Genomic DNA, 16,529 nt, shown 5'->3' on the forward strand with positions numbered 1-16,529 from the left:
CCGGGATATCGATGGCGCGACACAATCAGGAGAAACGGCGTGGCGACGTTCACATTCAAGGGATTAACTGCAACCAGCGGTATGGAATTCGGGCTGCTGATGAGCGAAAGCCTGCAGACGATCCTGGACTATGATTCAGAGAAGTTCACCTCGACCGGGATCCTGTTCAAGGACGACGCAAAGAACTACATGCAGTTCACGGGAACCGGCCTCACGTACAAAATTCAAGGCGGCGAGGTGTACGGGATCAAGGCCGGCAAGTTCACCGGCTTCAAGGTTGTCAGCGACGGGATCACCATCGCATCCGCCTCCGGGCTGTCGGTCACCGGCAAGCTAGTCAGCGATGCGATTGACAGTGGCAAGACGTCGAAGTTCTTCGACGCGCTCCTGGCGGGCAGCGACAAGATCACCGCGACCAAATATGCCGACAATTTCGCAGGCGGCGCCGGCAACGACAAGATCTACGGCCTCGGCGGCGCCGACACGATACACGGCAATGCCGGCAACGATCGGCTTTATGGCGATGCGGGCAACGACAAGCTTTACGGTGACGCCGGCAACGACAAGCTTTACGGTGACGCCGGCAACGACAAGCTTTACGGCGGCAAGGGCAATGACCAGCTCCATGGCGGAGCAGGCAAGGACCTTCTCGACGGCGGCGCCGGCAAGGACACCCTGACCGGCGGCGGCGGCGTGGATACCTTCGTCTTCCGCAAGGGCTATGGCGCCGACACCATCACCGATTTCGATGCGGTCGGCAAAGCGCATGATATCCTGGATCTCACCGGCGTTTCCGCGATCACCAGCTTCAAGGATCTCAAGGACAACCACCTCAGCATTTCCGGCGACAAGGTGATCATCGATGCCAACGGCGGTGACAAGATCATCCTCCAGGGCGTCAAGCTCGCCGACCTGGACAAGGGCGATTTCCTGTTCTGATTTTCTTGGCCGAGCCCGCCGGCGGTTCATCATCGCCGGCGAAAACGGAATACGAGACAGTGCAACATGAAGAAAGCGGCGCCCGTGGAGCGCCGCTTTCTTGTTCAACCCTGTCGTTCGGGGCTTGCCCGGCTCAGCCGGGAGCACCCTCGAGGCCGACCAGTGCGATCTTCGGATAACCGGCGGAACGCAGAAGGTTCATCACGTCCATGACGGCGCCGTAGTCGACGGCCTTGTCGGCCCGCAGCAAAATCCGCGTTTCCTTGTTGCCTTCCGTTATCATGTCGAGCTCGCTTGCGAACGTATCGCGCGCAACCGTGCCGCTGCCGAGCGAAAGCGTGAGGTCCTGCTTCAGCGTCACGAAGACCGGCTTGTCCTCACGGGGCACCGGTCTGGCGACGGAGGAGGGGAGATCGACGTTGATGTCGACGGTGGCGAGAGGTGCCGCCACCATAAAGATGATCAGCAGAACGAGCATGACGTCGATGAACGGCGTCACGTTGATTTCGCTGTTTTCCTCCAGGTCGTCGCCGCCGCCTTCCTTGATCCTGCCGGCCATGGGTCACCCGATCCTGACGAGAGTGGAATCCTGCCGTGCGCCGCGCTGCGACGCCAGCCGGGCGCGGCGTACGTCGAGATCGCGGCTCACCAGGCGCTCGATGGCCGCGGACGTGTCCGTCAGCGCCTGCCGGTAGCCGGTGATGGCGCGCGCGAGGAAATTGTAGAACACGACCGCCGGGATGGCGGCGACCAGGCCGATCGCCGTTGCCAGCAGCGCCTCGGCGATCCCCGGCGCCACAATGGCAAGGTTGGTCGTCTGCGCCTGCGAGATGCCGATGAAGGAGTTCATGATGCCCCAGACGGTCCCGAAAAGGCCGACGAACGGTGCCGTGGAACCGATCGTGGCGAGAAGGCCGGTACCCTTGGCGATCTGCCGGCCCGCCTGCACCTCAGAACGCTGCAGGCGCGAGGCGACCCGCTCCTTCACGCCCCCGTCGGAGACGAAGTCAAGCACGGCGTCGGAATTGTCGACTTCCTGACGCGCAGCCGCGACCATGCGGGCCGGGACGTTGCGCTTGCCCGAGAAAAGCTCCTCGGCGGCGGCAAGACCCTTGGCGTCCGTCAGATGTCGGACGGCGCGGGTGGCGGCGCGTTGGGCGGCGCCCAGTTCGAAGATCTTGGCGATCAGTACGGTCCAGGTGGCGACGGAGGCCAGCGCGAGACCGATCATCACCCCCTTCACTACGATGTCCGCCGCCATGAACATGCCCCAAGGCGAAAGATCGTGCGGCAGGCTCGACTGGCGCTCTTCCAGCGCTTCGGCAAATTCGGTCTCTTCGGCTGCGGCATCCGCATCGCCGGACGGGGTCGTGCCGGCGGCGGGCGCCGGTGCTGCGGTCGGCGCGTCCGTGGTGGTCGGCGACGCCTGTTGTGCCGTTGCAGGAGTTGGGGCCTGCGCCTCGCCGCTTCCGGCAGCGCCGGCCTCCGGAGCGGCGAGGGGACGCGCTTGCGTTTGCGTCGTCACCGCGGGCGTTGTCACCTCCTGGGCTTGGAGGGCGGAAGTGGAGAAGAGAAGGCCAATTGCGGCGCAGGCCGCGGCCAGATGGGGCCGTTTCGACAAGGTCGGATCCTCTGGTAGTGTTGTCGCGGAGATGCGCCGCATGGCCGCGCCGCGCTCCGGTCGCGCTTGATGATGAACGTCCCATACAACGAATGACTGTATCTGAGCAATGTTATCATGAGTGTTTTTATCATGATAATTGGCGTGGATGCGCCCTTCCTGGCACATTTTTTAACCGGTGGTGGGGGCGATGCGTATGGACACCCGAGCCGAAAGCGCATTAAACAGGCTTGAATTATCCGCCTGCGCGCCGCACCGGCCGCCAGGTTCTGACACAAGGCAGCAATGATGGACTACACTGCAGCGCGCATCAAAATGGTCGACAACCAGGTCCGCACGACGGATGTGACTTCGCACTCGGTGCTCGACGCGTTCCTTACCGTGCCGCGCGAGGCATTCGTTCCGGCGCAGCTCAAGCCGCTCGCCTATATCGACAACGACATCGAGGTGGCGCCTGGGCGTTACCTGATGGAGCCGTCGCCGCTGGCGAAGCTGATCCAGCTCGCCGCCATCACGAAGGACGACGTCATCCTCGAGGTCGGCTGCAATTCCGGCTATGCCTCGGCCATCCTTTCGAAGCTTGCAGGTTCCGTGGTAGCCCTCGAAGTGGATGAAGAGCTCGCCGCCCGCGCCAGCGAGACCGTCGCCGAACTCGGCTATGACAATGTCGCCGTCGTGCCCGGCGATCTCGAAAAGGGGTATGCTGCCGAAGCACCCTATGACGTGATTTTCGTTCACGGTGCGGTCGAGGTCGTGCCCGAGGCCCTGTTCGCCCAGCTGCGCGATGGCGGCCGCCTCGTCGTCGTCGAGGGCTATGGCAACGCCTCCCAGGCCCGCCTCTACATCAAGGAGCGGGGTCTGGCATCGGAGCGCAGCGCCTTTAACACGGCGGTGAAACCGTTGCCCGGTTTCCGCAAGGCTGCCGAATTCGTCTTCTGACGCACGAGCTTGCGAAATTCCGAGTCGATTTGAGCAAAGTTTTATGTGCAAACTCCCAGATAGCGACTTTGCCCCTATCGCCGCCAGACGGCTGGATAACGGTCGATGTCGCATGTGACCGAAGCCCCGCAAAAGGGGTTTCGGATCGCCGGTCGGTCATAATGGTGCCGCAGCAGTGATGCTGTTGACGGGGATAAGTCACAGGTGACAGCACAAGGCGGGACGCAGCGGATGGCAAGTTCGTCGCTCCCGTGAGAAACATGCGGCGCAGCGTCGGCGCGACCAGCGCTGCGTCACGAGCGTGACCGGTGTGCCCGGTCCAGTCTGGAGTTGGTACGTGTCAGTATTTCGCAAGACCGCGCTCGCCGCGGCACTCGTTCCCTTTCTTCTGGCGACGACGCAGCCCGTGTTCGCCGAGACGGTGGCCGGGGCCATGGCGAAGGCCTATGCGAACAACCCCGATCTCAACGCCGCGCGCGCAGCCCTTCGGGCGATCGACGAAAACGTGACGATCGCCAAGGCGGCGATGCGCCCCCAGATCAGCGGCGTGGCGCAGGCCGACGCATCCCGGCGGATCTACGACAAGCCGACGTCGTCCGGCGTGTTCGGTCCATTGATAAAGCGAAACGATACCTTCACTTCTTCCTACGGGATCTCGATCACGCAGCAGATCTTCGACGGGTTCCAGACCCTCAACAACGTGAAATCGGCCGAATCGAACGTTCTCGCCAACCGGGAAGCCTTGCGCGCGCAGGAAACCAACACGCTGCTGGCGGCGGTCGAAGCCTATTCCAACATCGCCCGCGACCAGGCGATCGTCGGGATTCGCCAGCAGAACCTCGCCTTTCTGCGTGAGCAGTTGAACGCATCCCGCGCGCGCCTGGACGTGGGCGAGGGCACCCAGACCGACGTCAGCCTGTCCGAGGCCCAGCTTGCCGAGGCCCAGGCGCTTCTGGTTTCCGCCGAGGCGCAGCTGAAGACGAGCCAGGCCGTCTACTACCAGATCGTCGGCGATCAGCCGAAGGACATCAAGCAGCCGCAACCGGCGACCCGCGGGATGCCGAAGTCGCTCGAAGAGGCGTTCGCAATTGCGATGCGCGAGCATCCTACGATCCTGTCGGCGGAGCGCAGCGTCGATGCGGCTGGCTACAACGTCAAGGCGGCCGAAGGCACGATGCTGCCCGGCGTATCCATCCAGGGTGACGTCTACAAGTCTGTGAACGACAGCGGCAGCACCAACGATAACGTCGAAGGCAGCATCTCAGCCCGCGTCACCATCCCGCTCTATCAGGGCGGTGCCGAGTACGGCCAGATCCGGCAGGCCAAGGAACGGCTCGGCCAGCAGCGCATTCTCGTCGATTCGGCGCGCATGGAGGTGCAGCAGACGCTGATCTCGGCGCAGACGCAGCTCGATGCCGCCCGCGCGGCGATCAAGGCGAATCAGGCCGAAATCGCGGCGGCCGACATGGCACTGCAGGGCGTCATCGAGGAGCGTAACGTCGGCCAGCGCACCACGCTCGATGTACTGATCGCGCAGCAGACCGTACTCGACGCGCAGGAGAGCCTGGTGCTTTCGCAGCGCATCGCAGTCGTCGCCAGCTATTCCGTCCTCGCCTCGATGGGCCGACTCACCGTGCGGGGGCAGAACCTGCAGGTGGCCGAGTACCGCGCGGCCGATCACTATGAGGCGGTGAAGGACAAATGGTTCGGTCTTCGCACCGTCGACGGCCGCTGAAACCCGGGCTGAAACCCTTCGTCATTGGCATCCCCCACAAATCTGTGCATCACTGTTAAGAGTTGATTCGCGACGATTTTTTTGCCCTCGCGAGTGGCCTATGGTCTGCCCATCCGCAACGCGCGAACGCTTTTACTGTCGTGTTCGCAGGTCGGGCGGCGCAGTGAACGGGGATAAAAATGGCTCAGCCGAATGTAGCGCGTGAACCGTCGATGGACGAGATACTGGCGTCGATCCGCCGTATCATCGAAAGCAACGATCCGCCTGTCGGCGCGCCGCCGGTGCTGTCTTCGATCTCCAGCGGTGCGGGTGTCGACGAGGACAGCTTCGATGACGAGATGATCGTTGCCGACTTCCACGCCCAGGAGGCGCTTTCGGCTGCCGCGTCGGCCATGGTTCACTCCCCCGTCTCCGTTGATCGGACCGCCACCGATCGTGGCTCCGCTGATCCCGCAGACGAACCGCGTGTCCAACCGGCGATGTCGCTTGCCGACGTCGCAGCGCGCGTTCGCGCGGCGTCCGAGCGTAACGGGATGATGCTGCGCGAGCAGCCCGCCCGCCCGCTCCCGGTGGAAGAGCCGGTTTCCGTGCGCGCCGAGCCCGTGTTCGAACCGCCCGTTCCGCCGGCGTCCAATGTGATGGCGATGGTTCCGCCGATGGTTGCGAAGATGCCGCAACAGGAGCCGCCGGTGGAGCGTAGCCAGCCTGAAGCCGCACCGGCGTTTGCCGACGAGCCCTATCGCCCGGAAGCGCCCGCCGCCCACGCCCCGCCGGCGGCTTCGCCCGCCGCCCTCGTCTCGGCCGCAGTCGGCGCACAGGTCGCAAGCTCCTTCGGTGCACTGGCGGAAGCCGTCGAGGCCGGTCCACGCCGATCTTTCGACGATATTGCCAAGGACATGCTGCGGCCGATGCTTCAGGAGTGGCTCGACGACAACCTGCCGACACTGGTCGAACGCCTCGTCCGCGAAGAGATCGAGCGCGTGGCGCGCGGTCCGCGCCGCTAATACGCCTTGTTTTCCTGTTGCCATGAGCCGCGCCGTCCCGGGCGCGGCTTTTATTTGTTGTTGTTGACTTCGATCTAGCCATCCGGTTTAGAACCGGGTGACAGAAACCATGGTGTGGCCAGTAAGATGCTTGAGAAAAACTATGATTCCGCGGCCGTAGAACCGAGAATTGCCAAGGTCTGGGAAGAGGCGGACGCCTTCCGTGCCGGCGCCGGTGCAAAGCCGGGGGCAGAGACCTTCTCGATCGTGATCCCGCCGCCGAACGTGACCGGCTCGCTGCACATGGGCCACGCGCTCAACAACACGCTGCAGGACATCATGGTGCGCTTCGAGCGCATGCGCGGCAAGGACGTGCTCTGGCAGCCGGGCATGGATCATGCCGGGATCGCCACCCAGATGGTCGTCGAGCGCAAGCTTATGGAGACCCGGCAGCCGAGCCGGCGCGAAATGGGCCGCGACGCCTTCGTCGAGAAGGTTTGGGAGTGGAAGGCCGAATCCGGTGGGCTGATCTTCAACCAGCTCCGTCGCCTCGGCGCCTCGGCGGACTGGTCGCGCGAGCGCTTCACCATGGACGAAGGTCTGTCGGAAGCCGTTCTCGAAGTGTTTGTAAGCCTTTACAAGGAGGGGCTCATCTACAAGGACAAGCGCCTTGTAAACTGGGACCCGAAGCTTCTGACCGCCATTTCCGACCTTGAGGTCGAGCAGGTGGAGGTCAACGGCCATCTCTGGCATCTGCGCTATCCGCTCGAGCCAGGCGTCACCTATCAGCATCCGGTTGCCTTTGACGAGGACGGCAAGGCGACCGAGTGGGAGACGCGCGACTATCTGGTCGTTGCCACGACGCGGCCGGAAACGATGCTTGGCGATACCGGCATCGCGGTTCATCCGAGCGACGAGCGTTACCAGGGCATCGTCGGCAAGCACGTCATCTTGCCGATCGTTGGTCGCCGTATCCCGATCGTCGCTGACGAGTATCCGGATCCGACCGCCGGCACCGGCGCGGTGAAGATGACGCCCGCGCACGACTTCAACGACTTCGACGTCGGCAGGCGCCAGGGCCTGCGCGCCATCAACATCCTGACGGTCGACGGCCGCGTGACCCTGAAGGACAACGAGGACTTCCTGGAAGGTCTCGATCATCCCGCAGCCCTGCACGGCGCCTGGGACCGGCTGGACGGCAAGGACCGTTTCGAGGCGCGCAAGATCATTGTGGAGATCTTCGAGGAGGCCGGGCTTCTGGACAAGATCGAGCCGCACAAGCACACCGTTCCCCATGGCGACCGCGGCGGCGTGCCGATCGAGCCGCGCCTGACGGAGCAGTGGTATGTCGATGCCAAGACGCTGGCCCAGCCGGCGATCGCCTCGGTGCGCGAAGGCCGCACCAGGTTCGTCCCGAAGAACTGGGAGAAGACCTACTTCGAGTGGATGGAGAACATCCAGCCCTGGTGCGTCTCCCGCCAGCTCTGGTGGGGCCACCAGATCCCGGCATGGTACGGTCCGGACGGGCAGGTCTTCGTGGAGAAGACCGAGGAGGAGGCGCTGCACGCCGCCATCCAGCACTACATCTCCCATGAAGGCCCCTGGAAGGCCTGGGTCGAGGAGAAGCTGGAGAACTTCCAGCCGGGCGAAATCCTGACCCGCGACGAGGATGTGCTCGACACCTGGTTCTCGTCCGCGCTCTGGCCGTTCTCCACGCTCGGCTGGCCGAAGGAGACGCCCGAGCTCGACCGCTACTACCAGACCGACGTGCTGGTGACTGGCTTCGACATCATCTTCTTCTGGGTCGCCCGGATGATGATGATGGGCCTGCACTTCATGAGGGACGATCTCGGCAATCCGATCGAGCCGTTCCACACCGTCTATGTCCACGCGCTGGTGCGCGACAAGAATGGGCAGAAGATGTCGAAGTCGAAGGGCAACGTCATCGACCCGCTGAGCCTCATCGACGAGTACGGCGCCGACGCGTTGCGCTTCACCCTCGCCATCATGGCGGCGCAGGGGCGCGACGTGAAGCTCGATACCTCGCGCGTTGCCGGCTACCGCAACTTCGGCACCAAGCTGTGGAACGCCACCCGCTTTGCCGAGATGAACGGCGTCAAGCTGGATCCGCAGTTCGTTCCCGAGGCCGCGTCGCTGACGATCAATCGCTGGATACTCACCGAACTCGCCCGCACCGCGCGCGACGTCACCGAGGCGATCGAGACCTACCGGTTCAACGACGCAGCCAGCGCGCTCTACCGTTTCGTCTGGAACCAGTTCTGCGACTGGTACCTTGAGCTGTTGAAGCCGGTGTTCAGCGGCGAGGACGTTGGTGCCAAGGCCGAATCGCAGGCCTGCGCGGCCTATGTGCTGGAGGAGACCTACAAGCTCCTGCATCCCTTCATGCCCTTCATGACGGAGGAGCTTTGGGCGCATACGGCCGGCGAGGGCAACGAGCGGCTGGGGCTGATATGCCATGCGGAATGGCCGTCTCCGGCCTATGCGGACGAAGCAGCGGCCGACGAGATCAACTGGCTCGTCGAACTCGTTACCGGAATTCGCTCGGTTCGCGCGGAGATGAACGTCCCGCCGGCTGCCATCGCACCGCTCGTCATCGTCGGCGCCAATGCGCAGACACGCGTCCGTCTCCAACGCCACGAGGCTGCCATCCGCAGGCTGGCGCGCGTCGACGAGATCACACTCGGCGACGTCGCTCCGAAGGGCGCCGCACAGATCGTCGTCGGCGAGGCGACCGCGTGCCTGCCGCTCGGTGCTCTCATCGACCTGGCGGCGGAGACCGGACGCCTCGAAAAGGCGATTGCCAAGGCAACGACCGAAGCCGAGCGCATCCGTGGGAAGCTGGGCAACGACAAGTTTGTCGCCAACGCCAAGCCCGAGGTCGTCGAGGCCGAGCGCGAGCGGCTCTCGGAGCTCGAGCAGCAGCTCTCGAGCCTGGGTACGGCGTTGTCGCGGGTTGTGGAAGCCAGCTGAGTCGCACCGAGCCGGAGCCTCAAGATCGTCGAACCGCGTCGCTTCTGCGGCGCGGTTTTATTTTGCGCAGGCCTTGTCGCTGACCATTTCTCTCGATGTGGTCGAAATGTGACACAGTGTTATATGGACGGAATAAAATACTATGAATTTTAGGGGTTTTCCTAATCCTGGAGAAATTTGAACTACGGTATACGGCTTCGTGGCGGATCGAGAAATCTCTTACGTAAGTCAGTCGACGTGACGACAGCGCCGGTCGCGAAATCTGGCATTTGCAAAGCGCGCGGCAGTCTTTGATACTTCTCCGACGACGGCGCGGTTGCGGGGACACAAGCGCTGCAAGGAAATGCCAGGGGGGACTTAATGCTAAAATTGAAACTGATGTCGGGTGTCACGGGGCTCGTGGCCGTTGCCGTTTCTACATCGGCAATGGCCGGCGGACTTGAGCGCCATGGCTACGACGTCGATCTTCTGTTCCAGAACTCTCCGTTCTATTTCGACGGCTCGGTCACCTATGTGATGCCGAACCGCAAGATCAAGAATGCCAGGGACGAAAGCGTTCCGGAATCAAACCCGACAAATCTGAACAGCCTCGGGTACTCCACGACAGCGGACGAGTATGAGAACTATGCCGATCCCTATCTCGGCGGAAAGGCCGCGATCGGGGATGCGATCGACTGCATGGTCGACTATTCCGAGCCGTGGGGCGCCAATTCCAACCCCGGTCGTCACTGGGCTGGCGCCAAGGACATGACCGAGATCGAGGTGTTCAGCCGGAACTACGGCGGCACCTGCTCGTACAAGTTCGATGCCGGTCCGGGACAGTTCCGCATCATCGGCGGCGGCTTTTACCAGGAAATCGGCGGCCACAAGGAAGCGGTGGTGTTCGCGCCGGAAATCCTGCCGGGCATGGGGCCGCGATCGGGCAGGATTTCTCCGGATACAGCGGCCTCGGCCGTCTGGACGGCATGAAGGACAGCAGCGGTGGCTGGCGTCTCGGCATCGGCTACGAAATTCCCGAATATGCCATGCGCGCCAGTCTCGTTTACAACAGCCGCGTGAAGTACGACAGTATCGACGGCACGTTGGACTTGACCGGGGTTCCTGCCGCGGCCGCTCTGCTGGAACTCGATCCCATGAAGCGGGCGCTCTATTCGCGCATCTTCGGGGTCAGCACGCCGGTCACAGGCTCGGCCACGCTACCTGATTCGCTGGAACTGAAGCTGCAGTCCGGCATAGCGCCGGACTGGCTGGCTTTCGGATCGGTCAAGTGGACGAACTGGAGCCTGCTGCAGACAGTCGAGTTCACCTGCGCAGGCAGTGCGTCTTACTGCGGCACGGCCGACGGTGTGGCCCTGACTTCGCTGGACCTTTATTACCGCGACGGCTGGACGGTGACGGGCGGCGTCGGCCACAAGTTCAACGAGGAGTGGAGCGGCGGCGTCAGTCTCACCTGGGACCGCGGAACGAGCACTGTCACCGGTTCCCAGTCGGACAGCTGGACTGTGGGCCTGGGGGCTGCCTATACGCCGACGCAGAACGTCGAGCTTCGCGTCGCCGGTGCCCTTGGCTTGCTGACGAGCGGCCAGTCCAATCCTATCAACATGACCACCACGAGCTACGATTTCGATACGGACTACGTGTCGGCGCTATCGGGCGAGTTGAGGGTTAAATTCTGATTTACCAGAGTTTCCATTGAAGTGGCCCGGGTCATACCCGGGCCTTTTTTTTGGTCGATCATGTATCGTCGCTGGATGAACCGGCGGGCTTATGGTTGACGAGTACTCTTCTCCTTTGGCGGATGTGCCGATTTGGCAACACATTCTTTGCGATAGTCTGCTAGAGAGGAATGAGGAGCTGACTTGTCCATTTCCCGCCACAAACAGGGAGCAGCGATGGGGCTCTAGAGCGCGCTTGCGGACGAGCGCCAGAGGAACAGATGAACCGAGTGACGCCATTGATCGCTGGACTGTCTGACGAACACCTGAAGGGTGTTTCGGAAACGGTCGGGATTGTCGGTATGGCGGGCGACCGGAACATGGCTGACCTTGTTCAAGTCCCTGTTCCTGTTACCGAAAGCCGCGTTCCGTCTATTGCGGACAGCTGCGGAAGATTGCTGTAGCCATGTACAAGCCTGAGTTTCTTTCTTTGAAATGTGTGGCCCTTGGCCTTTGTCTTTCCCTAAGCCAGGGAATGCTGGCGACGCGTGCGCTTGCCTTCGATCCCTCGGCTGGCGTGAACAAGGAAAGCCGCCCGTTCGATCTCTTCAAGTTCGGCTTCCTCTCCTACAAGGAAGGGCGAAAGGACGACGCTATCGAGGCCTATCGCTATGCCGCCGAGAAGGGGCACACGGGGTCGCGCTGGGCGCTTGCCAACATGTATGCCGATGGCGACGGCGTGCCGGAGAATGACCTGGAGGCGTTCAAGATCTACAGCGAGATCGCCAGCGAAGGCATCGAGCCGGGATCGGAAGACACGGGCTTCTTCGCCAATGCCCTGATCGCCCTGGCCGGCTACTACACCCGCGGCATCCCCGACAGCCCCGTGCGCGCCGATCTTTCGCAGGCCCGCCAGCTCTATTTCCAGGCCGCATCCACCTTCGGCATCCCGCAGGCCCAGTTCGAGCTCGCTCGCATGATGCTGTCGGGCGAGGGCGGCGCCTCCAACGTCCACCAGGCCAAGAAGTGGCTGAACCGGGCGCAGAAGAACGGTCACGCCGGTGCCATGGGGCTTCTCGGCAACATCATTTTCCAGGAAGGCCAGTCCGCGCGCGGGCTGGCGATGATGACGGCCGCGCTCGACAACTGTTCTCCGAAGGACAGGCCCTGGCTGCAGGAGATGCAGGAACAGGCCTTCTCGCTCGCCAGCGAAAAGGACCGCCGCTCGGCGGTTTCCATGACCGCAAAGATGAAGGGCGGCGTCAACTGACGACACCGGCGATTTTCCACAGACAGTACTGACCGCTATGCCTAACGCGGGCCTCGCCGGCTTAGGCGAGGTGCGCCACGACGGGCACGTGGTCGGAAGGCTTTTCCCAATTGCGGACGTGCTTTTCCACGTCGGCGCTGAGAAGGCGGTCCGAAGCCTCCGGCGACAGCATCAGATGATCGATGCGGATGCCGTTGTTCTTCGGCCAGCAGCCGGCCTGATAGTCCCAGAAGGTGTAGAGCGGTGTCGCGTCGGTCGAGGCGCGCACGGCATCAATGAAACCGAGGTTCTCCAGCCGCCGGAACGCCTGTCGCGTCGGCGGCAGGTAGAGGGCGTCGTTTTGCCAGACCTTCACGTCCCAGCAATCGTGCGGCTCGGGGATGACGTTGTAGTCGCCCGCGAGAACCAACGGCTCCTCCAGGCGGAGCCGGTCCTGCGCAAACGCGACAAGCCGCTCCATCCAGGACAGCTTGTAGGGGTACTTGACCGGGTCCTGCGGCGGGTTGCCGTTCGGAAGGTAGATCGAGCAGACACGGATGACGCCGCTTCCGACGGTGAACACGCCCTCGATGAAGCGCGACTGCTCGTCTCCTTCGCCGCCCGGCAGGCCACGATTGATTTCGTCGGGGCGCATTTTCGACAGCAGTGCGACACCGTTGAAGCCCTTCTGGCCATGGGTCTCGACATGATAGCCGAGCGCTTCCACCTCTAGGCGCGGGAAGGCCTCGTCCTGGCACTTGATTTCCTGCAGGGCGACGATGTCTGGCTGCGATTCCTTCAGCCAGGCCAGCAGATTGTCGATGCGCGCGCGCACGCCGTTGATGTTCCAGGTCGCGATCTTCATCGGCAGTCTCCATTGCAGCAGGACCCGTGCGGGTCGCGGCTCTTTCTAGCCGCTCCGATTTCCTTTGACAAACCGCTTCGTTGCCTCATGCTGGCGATGCAACCCTGAGGGAGGGCAGGGCGGCGGCCATGCCACACAGATCGCGTCGGCCCGCACCATTCGCGTGCCCAAGCGCGACGGAAAACAGGGGAACCCGATGTCATCAACAGATACCACGCATCCCGTCGATACAGTTCTGCCGACGGGACGGCTTGCCACGCTGGGCCTCCAGCACGTCCTTGTCATGTATGCCGGTGCGGTCGCCGTGCCTCTGATCATCGGCCGCGCGCTGAAGCTACCGCCCGAAGACGTCGCCTTCCTGATCTCGGCCGATCTTTTTGCCTGCGGGATCGTCACGCTGATCCAGTCGTTCGGCCTCACCCAATGGTTCGGCATCCGCCTGCCGGTGATGATGGGCGTCACCTTTGCCGCCGTCGGCCCTATGCTATCCATGGCGGCCGTCACCAGCGGCACGGAGGGTGCGCGCCTGATCTTCGGCTCGATCATCGGCGCGGGGATCATCTCCATGCTGATCGCGCCTCTGGTGAGCCGGCTCCTGCGCTTCTTTCCGCCTGTCGTCACCGGCACGATCATTCTCGTCATCGGCGTGTCGCTGATGCGCATCGGCATCAACTGGATCTTCGGAAATCCGGTCGGACCCACTGCGCCGAGTCTGGTCGATCCCGCGCACACGGCCTGGCTCGACGGCGTGAAGGCGGTCGCGGGCGAGGGCGCAACGGTCGCCGCGGTACCGGAAAAGCTGGCGCTGGCGGCCACCGTGCCGAACCCGGCCTATGCGCCCCTGCACGGCATGGCGCTTTCCGCTGTCGTCCTGCTGTCGATCCTGCTGATCGCTCGCTTCGGTCGCGGTTTCGTCGCCAACATCGCTGTGCTGCTCGGCATCGTCATCGGCGCCGTCGTCGCCGGCGTCACCGGTCTGATGAGCTTCGCCAAGGTCGGGGAGGCCGCATGGTTCGCCCCGATCATGCCCTTTCACTTCGGCGCGCCGATTTTCGATCCGCTGCTGATCTTCACCATGTGCATCGTGATGATCGTCGTAATGATCGAATCGACAGGCATGTTCCTGGCTCTGGGCGAGATGACCGAAAGGCCGGTGACGCGGCCGATGCTGTCGGCAGGCCTGCGCACCGACGGGCTCGGCACGCTGATCGGCGGCATCTTCAATACCTTCCCCTACACGAGCTTCTCGCAGAACGTCGGCCTGGTCGGGGTGACGGGCGTCAAGTCACGCTTCGTCTGCGTGGCCGGCGGTATCATCCTGGTGCTGCTCGGACTGCTGCCGAAGGTGGCAGCCCTTGTGGAATCGCTGCCGACCGCGGTCCTCGGCGGCGCCGGGCTCGTCATGTTCGGCATGGTTGCCGCAACCGGCATCCGCATCCTTGCCACCGTCGATTTCAAAACCAGCCGCAACAATCTTTTCGTGGTGGCGGTCTCGCTCGGTTTCGGGATGATCCCGCTGATCGCGCCGAACTTCAAGCAATGGATCGCCCACGGCCTGCATCCGCTGATCGATTCGGGCATCCTGCTCGCCTCGCTGGCGGCCGTGCTGCTCAACATGTTCTTCAATGGCGCGACCTATGACGAACGCAGCGCGAAGGTTGCTGCGATGGCGGCGGACGGCGGCCACTGAGACAACGTCCGGCGGGCGGCTGACACGGGTCGGCCGCCTGATGGCGCGTCGTTCGAAGCGGAAAGCCTAGATGGAGAAACTCGTGCCGCAGCCGCAGCTTGCCACTGCGTTCGGGTTCCGGATCTGGAACGACTGGCCCATGAGGTTGTCGATGAAGTCGATCTCCGAGCCGTCCATGTAGACGAGCGAAAGCTGGTCGATGAGGACGCGGGCGTTCCCCTTCTCCAGCACGATGTCGTCGTCGGCCGCTGCCGTATCGACGAGGTCGAACTTGTAAGAGAAACCGGAACAGCCGCCGCCCTCGACGGAAACGCGCATGGCGCTCTTTTCGGGATCGGCGCCCAGAATGGTCGCGATTCGTTTTGCAGCCGCATCGGACAGGGTTACGGTCTTGTCGCTCATCAACACCTCCGGGCGGGTTCAAGGTCCGCCGAGAATCGATTCTGTGCCGCAGCCGGCGGCCGTGGCTCTTCACGTCGTTGAAAGGCATTCCGCAAGCCGATGATTCGAAAAGCATATTCGCATCACGCTTGCGGTGCGCTTTCACGCTGTGCACACTATAGGTATGAAGGCATGGGGGCCGCGTCAATGGGCGGCCCGAATGCAGGTGAGCTATGACACTGGACAGACATGCCCTCGGTTTCGGCGCAGGCCAAAGGGCGATCTTTGCGGCCGATCCCTGGTCGAGCCGCGGACGGCTCTTCGATGAGGTCACGAGCCCGACGCGCTCGGATTTCCAGCGTGACCGAGACCGGATCGTCCACACGACAGCCTTTCGCCGCCTCAAGCACAAGACCCAGGTCTTCATCGCCGCGGACGGCGACCACTACCGCACGCGTCTGACGCACACGATCGAGGTGGCGCAGATCGCCCGCGCGCTCGCCCGTGCTCTCAGGCTGGACGAGGACCTGGCCGAGGGGGTGGCGCTGGTGCACGACTTCGGCCACACCCCCTTCGGTCACACCGGCGAGGACGCGTTGCATGAAGCGTTGCTGCCTTATGGCGGATTCGACCACAATGCTCAGTCCTTACGCATCGTCACCAAGCTGGAGCGGCGCTATGCCGAATTCGACGGGCTGAACCTCACCTGGGAGACGCTGGAGGGACTGGTCAAGCACAACGGGCCGCTGTTGACGCCCGACGGCGAGGGCACGCGCGGTCCCGTCCCGCAGCCGATCCTCGACTACTGCGCCCTGCACGATCTGGAACTGGCTAGCTTTGCGAGCCTCGAGGCGCAGGTCGCGGCGATCGCCGACGACATCGCCTACAACACCCATGACATCGATGACGGGCTGCGTTCCGGCTACCTCTCGTTTGACATGCTGGAGGAAATCCCCTTCCTTGCCGGCCTGATGGCCGAGGTGCGCGGCCTTTATCCGGGACTGGAGCCGGCGCGCTTCACCCACGAGATCATGCGCCGTCAGATCACCGCGATGGTCGAGGACGTGATCGGCTACGCGCAGGATTCGCTGCGTGCCGTGCGGCCGCAAAGTGCTGCCGACGTCCGTGCCGCCGGCCGCGTGATGGCGACGTTCTCGCAGGACATGGCGGTCACCGACAAGCAGATCAAGAAGATGCTGTTTTCCCGCATCTACCGCCATCCCGAAGTCATGCGGGTGCGCGCGAATGCGGCGTCCATCGTCACCGATCTGTTCAACGCCTACATGAACGATCCCGCGCTGATGCAGGGGCACTATTGGGTCGATTGCATGGCCGGCGTGCCGGAGGCCGCCAAGGCCCGCCATGTCGGCGACTATCTTGCCGGAATGACCGACAACTACGCGATCAATACCCACAGGCGTCTGTTTGACCATACACCGGAATTGCGATAGTCACCGGGCCCACTGGAAATTCAGCGCTTT

The 16,529-nt window shown here is 63.2% G+C and carries 15 protein-coding genes; 10 read left to right on the forward strand and 5 right to left on the reverse strand.

All coding sequences use genetic code 11. The features are described from left to right. The first annotated feature begins 39 nt into the window (after positions 1 to 39). On the forward strand, positions 40 to 939 hold the full coding sequence (locus tag CRO48_RS08410; RefSeq protein WP_210201985.1) for a calcium-binding protein: 900 nt from the start codon (positions 40 to 42) through the stop codon (positions 937 to 939). Positions 940 to 1,072: 133 nt separating this feature from the next. Here the strand turns inward: CRO48_RS08410 and exbD are convergent, their stop codons facing one another. Both exbD and exbB read right to left on the reverse strand, forming a co-directional pair. Beyond that, positions 1,073 to 1,498 (reverse strand): TonB system transport protein ExbD, encoded by a 426-nt coding sequence (gene exbD, locus CRO48_RS08415; RefSeq protein WP_097138130.1) that lies wholly within the window; start codon positions 1,496 to 1,498, stop codon positions 1,073 to 1,075. Positions 1,499 to 1,501: 3 nt separating this feature from the next. Further along, positions 1,502 to 2,560: a tonB-system energizer ExbB gene (gene exbB, locus CRO48_RS08420; RefSeq protein WP_245423467.1), complete on the reverse strand. Its 1,059-nt coding sequence runs from the start codon at positions 2,558 to 2,560 to the stop codon at positions 1,502 to 1,504. Positions 2,561 to 2,848: 288 nt separating this feature from the next. Between exbB and CRO48_RS08425 the strand changes: the two genes are divergently transcribed. From CRO48_RS08425 to CRO48_RS33455, 6 genes are all read left to right on the forward strand, one after another. Then, complete coding sequence (locus CRO48_RS08425) at positions 2,849 to 3,499, forward strand: protein-L-isoaspartate O-methyltransferase family protein (protein WP_097138134.1); 651 nt, start codon at positions 2,849 to 2,851, stop codon at positions 3,497 to 3,499. Between the two features lie 337 nt (positions 3,500 to 3,836). Beyond that, complete coding sequence (locus tag CRO48_RS08430) at positions 3,837 to 5,234, forward strand: TolC family outer membrane protein (RefSeq protein WP_097138136.1); 1,398 nt, start codon at positions 3,837 to 3,839, stop codon at positions 5,232 to 5,234. 179 nt (positions 5,235 to 5,413) lie between these two features. After that, positions 5,414 to 6,238, forward strand: a complete 825-nt coding sequence (locus CRO48_RS08435; RefSeq protein WP_097138138.1) for a PopZ family protein — start codon at positions 5,414 to 5,416, stop codon at positions 6,236 to 6,238. A 126-nt stretch (positions 6,239 to 6,364) separates the two neighbouring features. Beyond that, positions 6,365 to 9,208, forward strand: a complete 2,844-nt coding sequence (locus CRO48_RS08440; protein ID WP_097138140.1) for a valine--tRNA ligase — start codon at positions 6,365 to 6,367, stop codon at positions 9,206 to 9,208. Positions 9,209 to 9,568: 360 nt separating this feature from the next. Beyond that, positions 9,569 to 10,177 (forward strand): hypothetical protein, encoded by a 609-nt coding sequence (locus CRO48_RS33450; protein ID WP_407071903.1) that lies wholly within the window; start codon positions 9,569 to 9,571, stop codon positions 10,175 to 10,177. After that, a complete protein-coding gene (locus tag CRO48_RS33455) occupies positions 10,174 to 10,884 on the forward strand; it encodes an outer membrane protein transport protein (RefSeq protein ID WP_407071904.1) in 711 nt (236 codons plus the stop codon). Before CRO48_RS33450 ends, CRO48_RS33455 begins: the two co-directional genes overlap by 4 nt. Positions 10,885 to 11,108: 224 nt before the next feature. On the opposite strand, the gene CRO48_RS32110 is transcribed toward CRO48_RS33455, so the two are convergent. Continuing rightward, complete coding sequence (locus CRO48_RS32110; RefSeq protein ID WP_176526691.1) at positions 11,109 to 11,261, reverse strand: hypothetical protein; 153 nt, start codon at positions 11,259 to 11,261, stop codon at positions 11,109 to 11,111. Between the two features lie 68 nt (positions 11,262 to 11,329). On the opposite strand from CRO48_RS32110, the gene exoR reads away from it, so the two are divergent. Then, positions 11,330 to 12,133: an exopolysaccharide production regulator ExoR gene (gene exoR / locus CRO48_RS08450; RefSeq protein ID WP_097138142.1), complete on the forward strand. Its 804-nt coding sequence runs from the start codon at positions 11,330 to 11,332 to the stop codon at positions 12,131 to 12,133. 61 nt (positions 12,134 to 12,194) lie between these two features. Here the strand turns inward: exoR and xth are convergent, their stop codons facing one another. Beyond that, positions 12,195 to 12,977, reverse strand: a complete 783-nt coding sequence (gene xth, locus CRO48_RS08455; RefSeq protein WP_097138144.1) for an exodeoxyribonuclease III — start codon at positions 12,975 to 12,977, stop codon at positions 12,195 to 12,197. A gap of 196 nt (positions 12,978 to 13,173) precedes the next feature. On the opposite strand from xth, the gene CRO48_RS08460 reads away from it, so the two are divergent. Further along, positions 13,174 to 14,667, forward strand: coding sequence for a nucleobase:cation symporter-2 family protein (locus tag CRO48_RS08460; RefSeq protein ID WP_097138146.1), 1,494 nt, complete (start codon positions 13,174 to 13,176; stop codon positions 14,665 to 14,667). A gap of 66 nt (positions 14,668 to 14,733) precedes the next feature. On the opposite strand, the gene CRO48_RS08465 is transcribed toward CRO48_RS08460, so the two are convergent. Next, positions 14,734 to 15,069: a HesB/IscA family protein gene (locus CRO48_RS08465; RefSeq protein ID WP_097138148.1), complete on the reverse strand. Its 336-nt coding sequence runs from the start codon at positions 15,067 to 15,069 to the stop codon at positions 14,734 to 14,736. 212 nt (positions 15,070 to 15,281) lie between these two features. Here CRO48_RS08465 and CRO48_RS08470 point away from each other — a divergent pair, with 212 nt between their 5' ends. Beyond that, positions 15,282 to 16,499 (forward strand): deoxyguanosinetriphosphate triphosphohydrolase, encoded by a 1,218-nt coding sequence (locus CRO48_RS08470; RefSeq protein ID WP_097138150.1) that lies wholly within the window; start codon positions 15,282 to 15,284, stop codon positions 16,497 to 16,499. Positions 16,500 to 16,529: the final 30 nt, after the last annotated feature.

This window comes from Rhizobium subbaraonis (assembly GCF_900220975.1).
Lineage (GTDB): Bacteria > Pseudomonadota > Alphaproteobacteria > Rhizobiales > Rhizobiaceae > Mycoplana > Mycoplana subbaraonis.

What these genes read in the sequence shown, in the direction of transcription:
- CRO48_RS08470 (WP_097138150.1), top strand. Translation starts at nt 15,282, where the DNA reads ATGACACTGGACAGACATGCCCTCGGTTTCGGCGCAGGCCAAAGGGCG.
- xth (WP_097138144.1), bottom strand. Translation starts at nt 12,977, where the DNA reads ATGAAGATCGCGACCTGGAACATCAACGGCGTGCGCGCGCGCATCGAC.
- CRO48_RS08460 (WP_097138146.1), top strand. Translation starts at nt 13,174, where the DNA reads ATGTCATCAACAGATACCACGCATCCCGTCGATACAGTTCTGCCGACG.
- CRO48_RS08435 (WP_097138138.1), top strand. Translation starts at nt 5,414, where the DNA reads ATGGCTCAGCCGAATGTAGCGCGTGAACCGTCGATGGACGAGATACTG.
- exbD (WP_097138130.1), bottom strand. Translation starts at nt 1,498, where the DNA reads ATGGCCGGCAGGATCAAGGAAGGCGGCGGCGACGACCTGGAGGAAAAC.
- CRO48_RS08465 (WP_097138148.1), bottom strand. Translation starts at nt 15,069, where the DNA reads ATGAGCGACAAGACCGTAACCCTGTCCGATGCGGCTGCAAAACGAATC.
- CRO48_RS33450 (WP_407071903.1), top strand. Translation starts at nt 9,569, where the DNA reads ATGCTAAAATTGAAACTGATGTCGGGTGTCACGGGGCTCGTGGCCGTT.
- CRO48_RS33455 (WP_407071904.1), top strand. Translation starts at nt 10,174, where the DNA reads ATGAAGGACAGCAGCGGTGGCTGGCGTCTCGGCATCGGCTACGAAATT.
- exoR (WP_097138142.1), top strand. Translation starts at nt 11,330, where the DNA reads ATGTACAAGCCTGAGTTTCTTTCTTTGAAATGTGTGGCCCTTGGCCTT.
- CRO48_RS08440 (WP_097138140.1), top strand. Translation starts at nt 6,365, where the DNA reads ATGCTTGAGAAAAACTATGATTCCGCGGCCGTAGAACCGAGAATTGCC.
- CRO48_RS08425 (WP_097138134.1), top strand. Translation starts at nt 2,849, where the DNA reads ATGGACTACACTGCAGCGCGCATCAAAATGGTCGACAACCAGGTCCGC.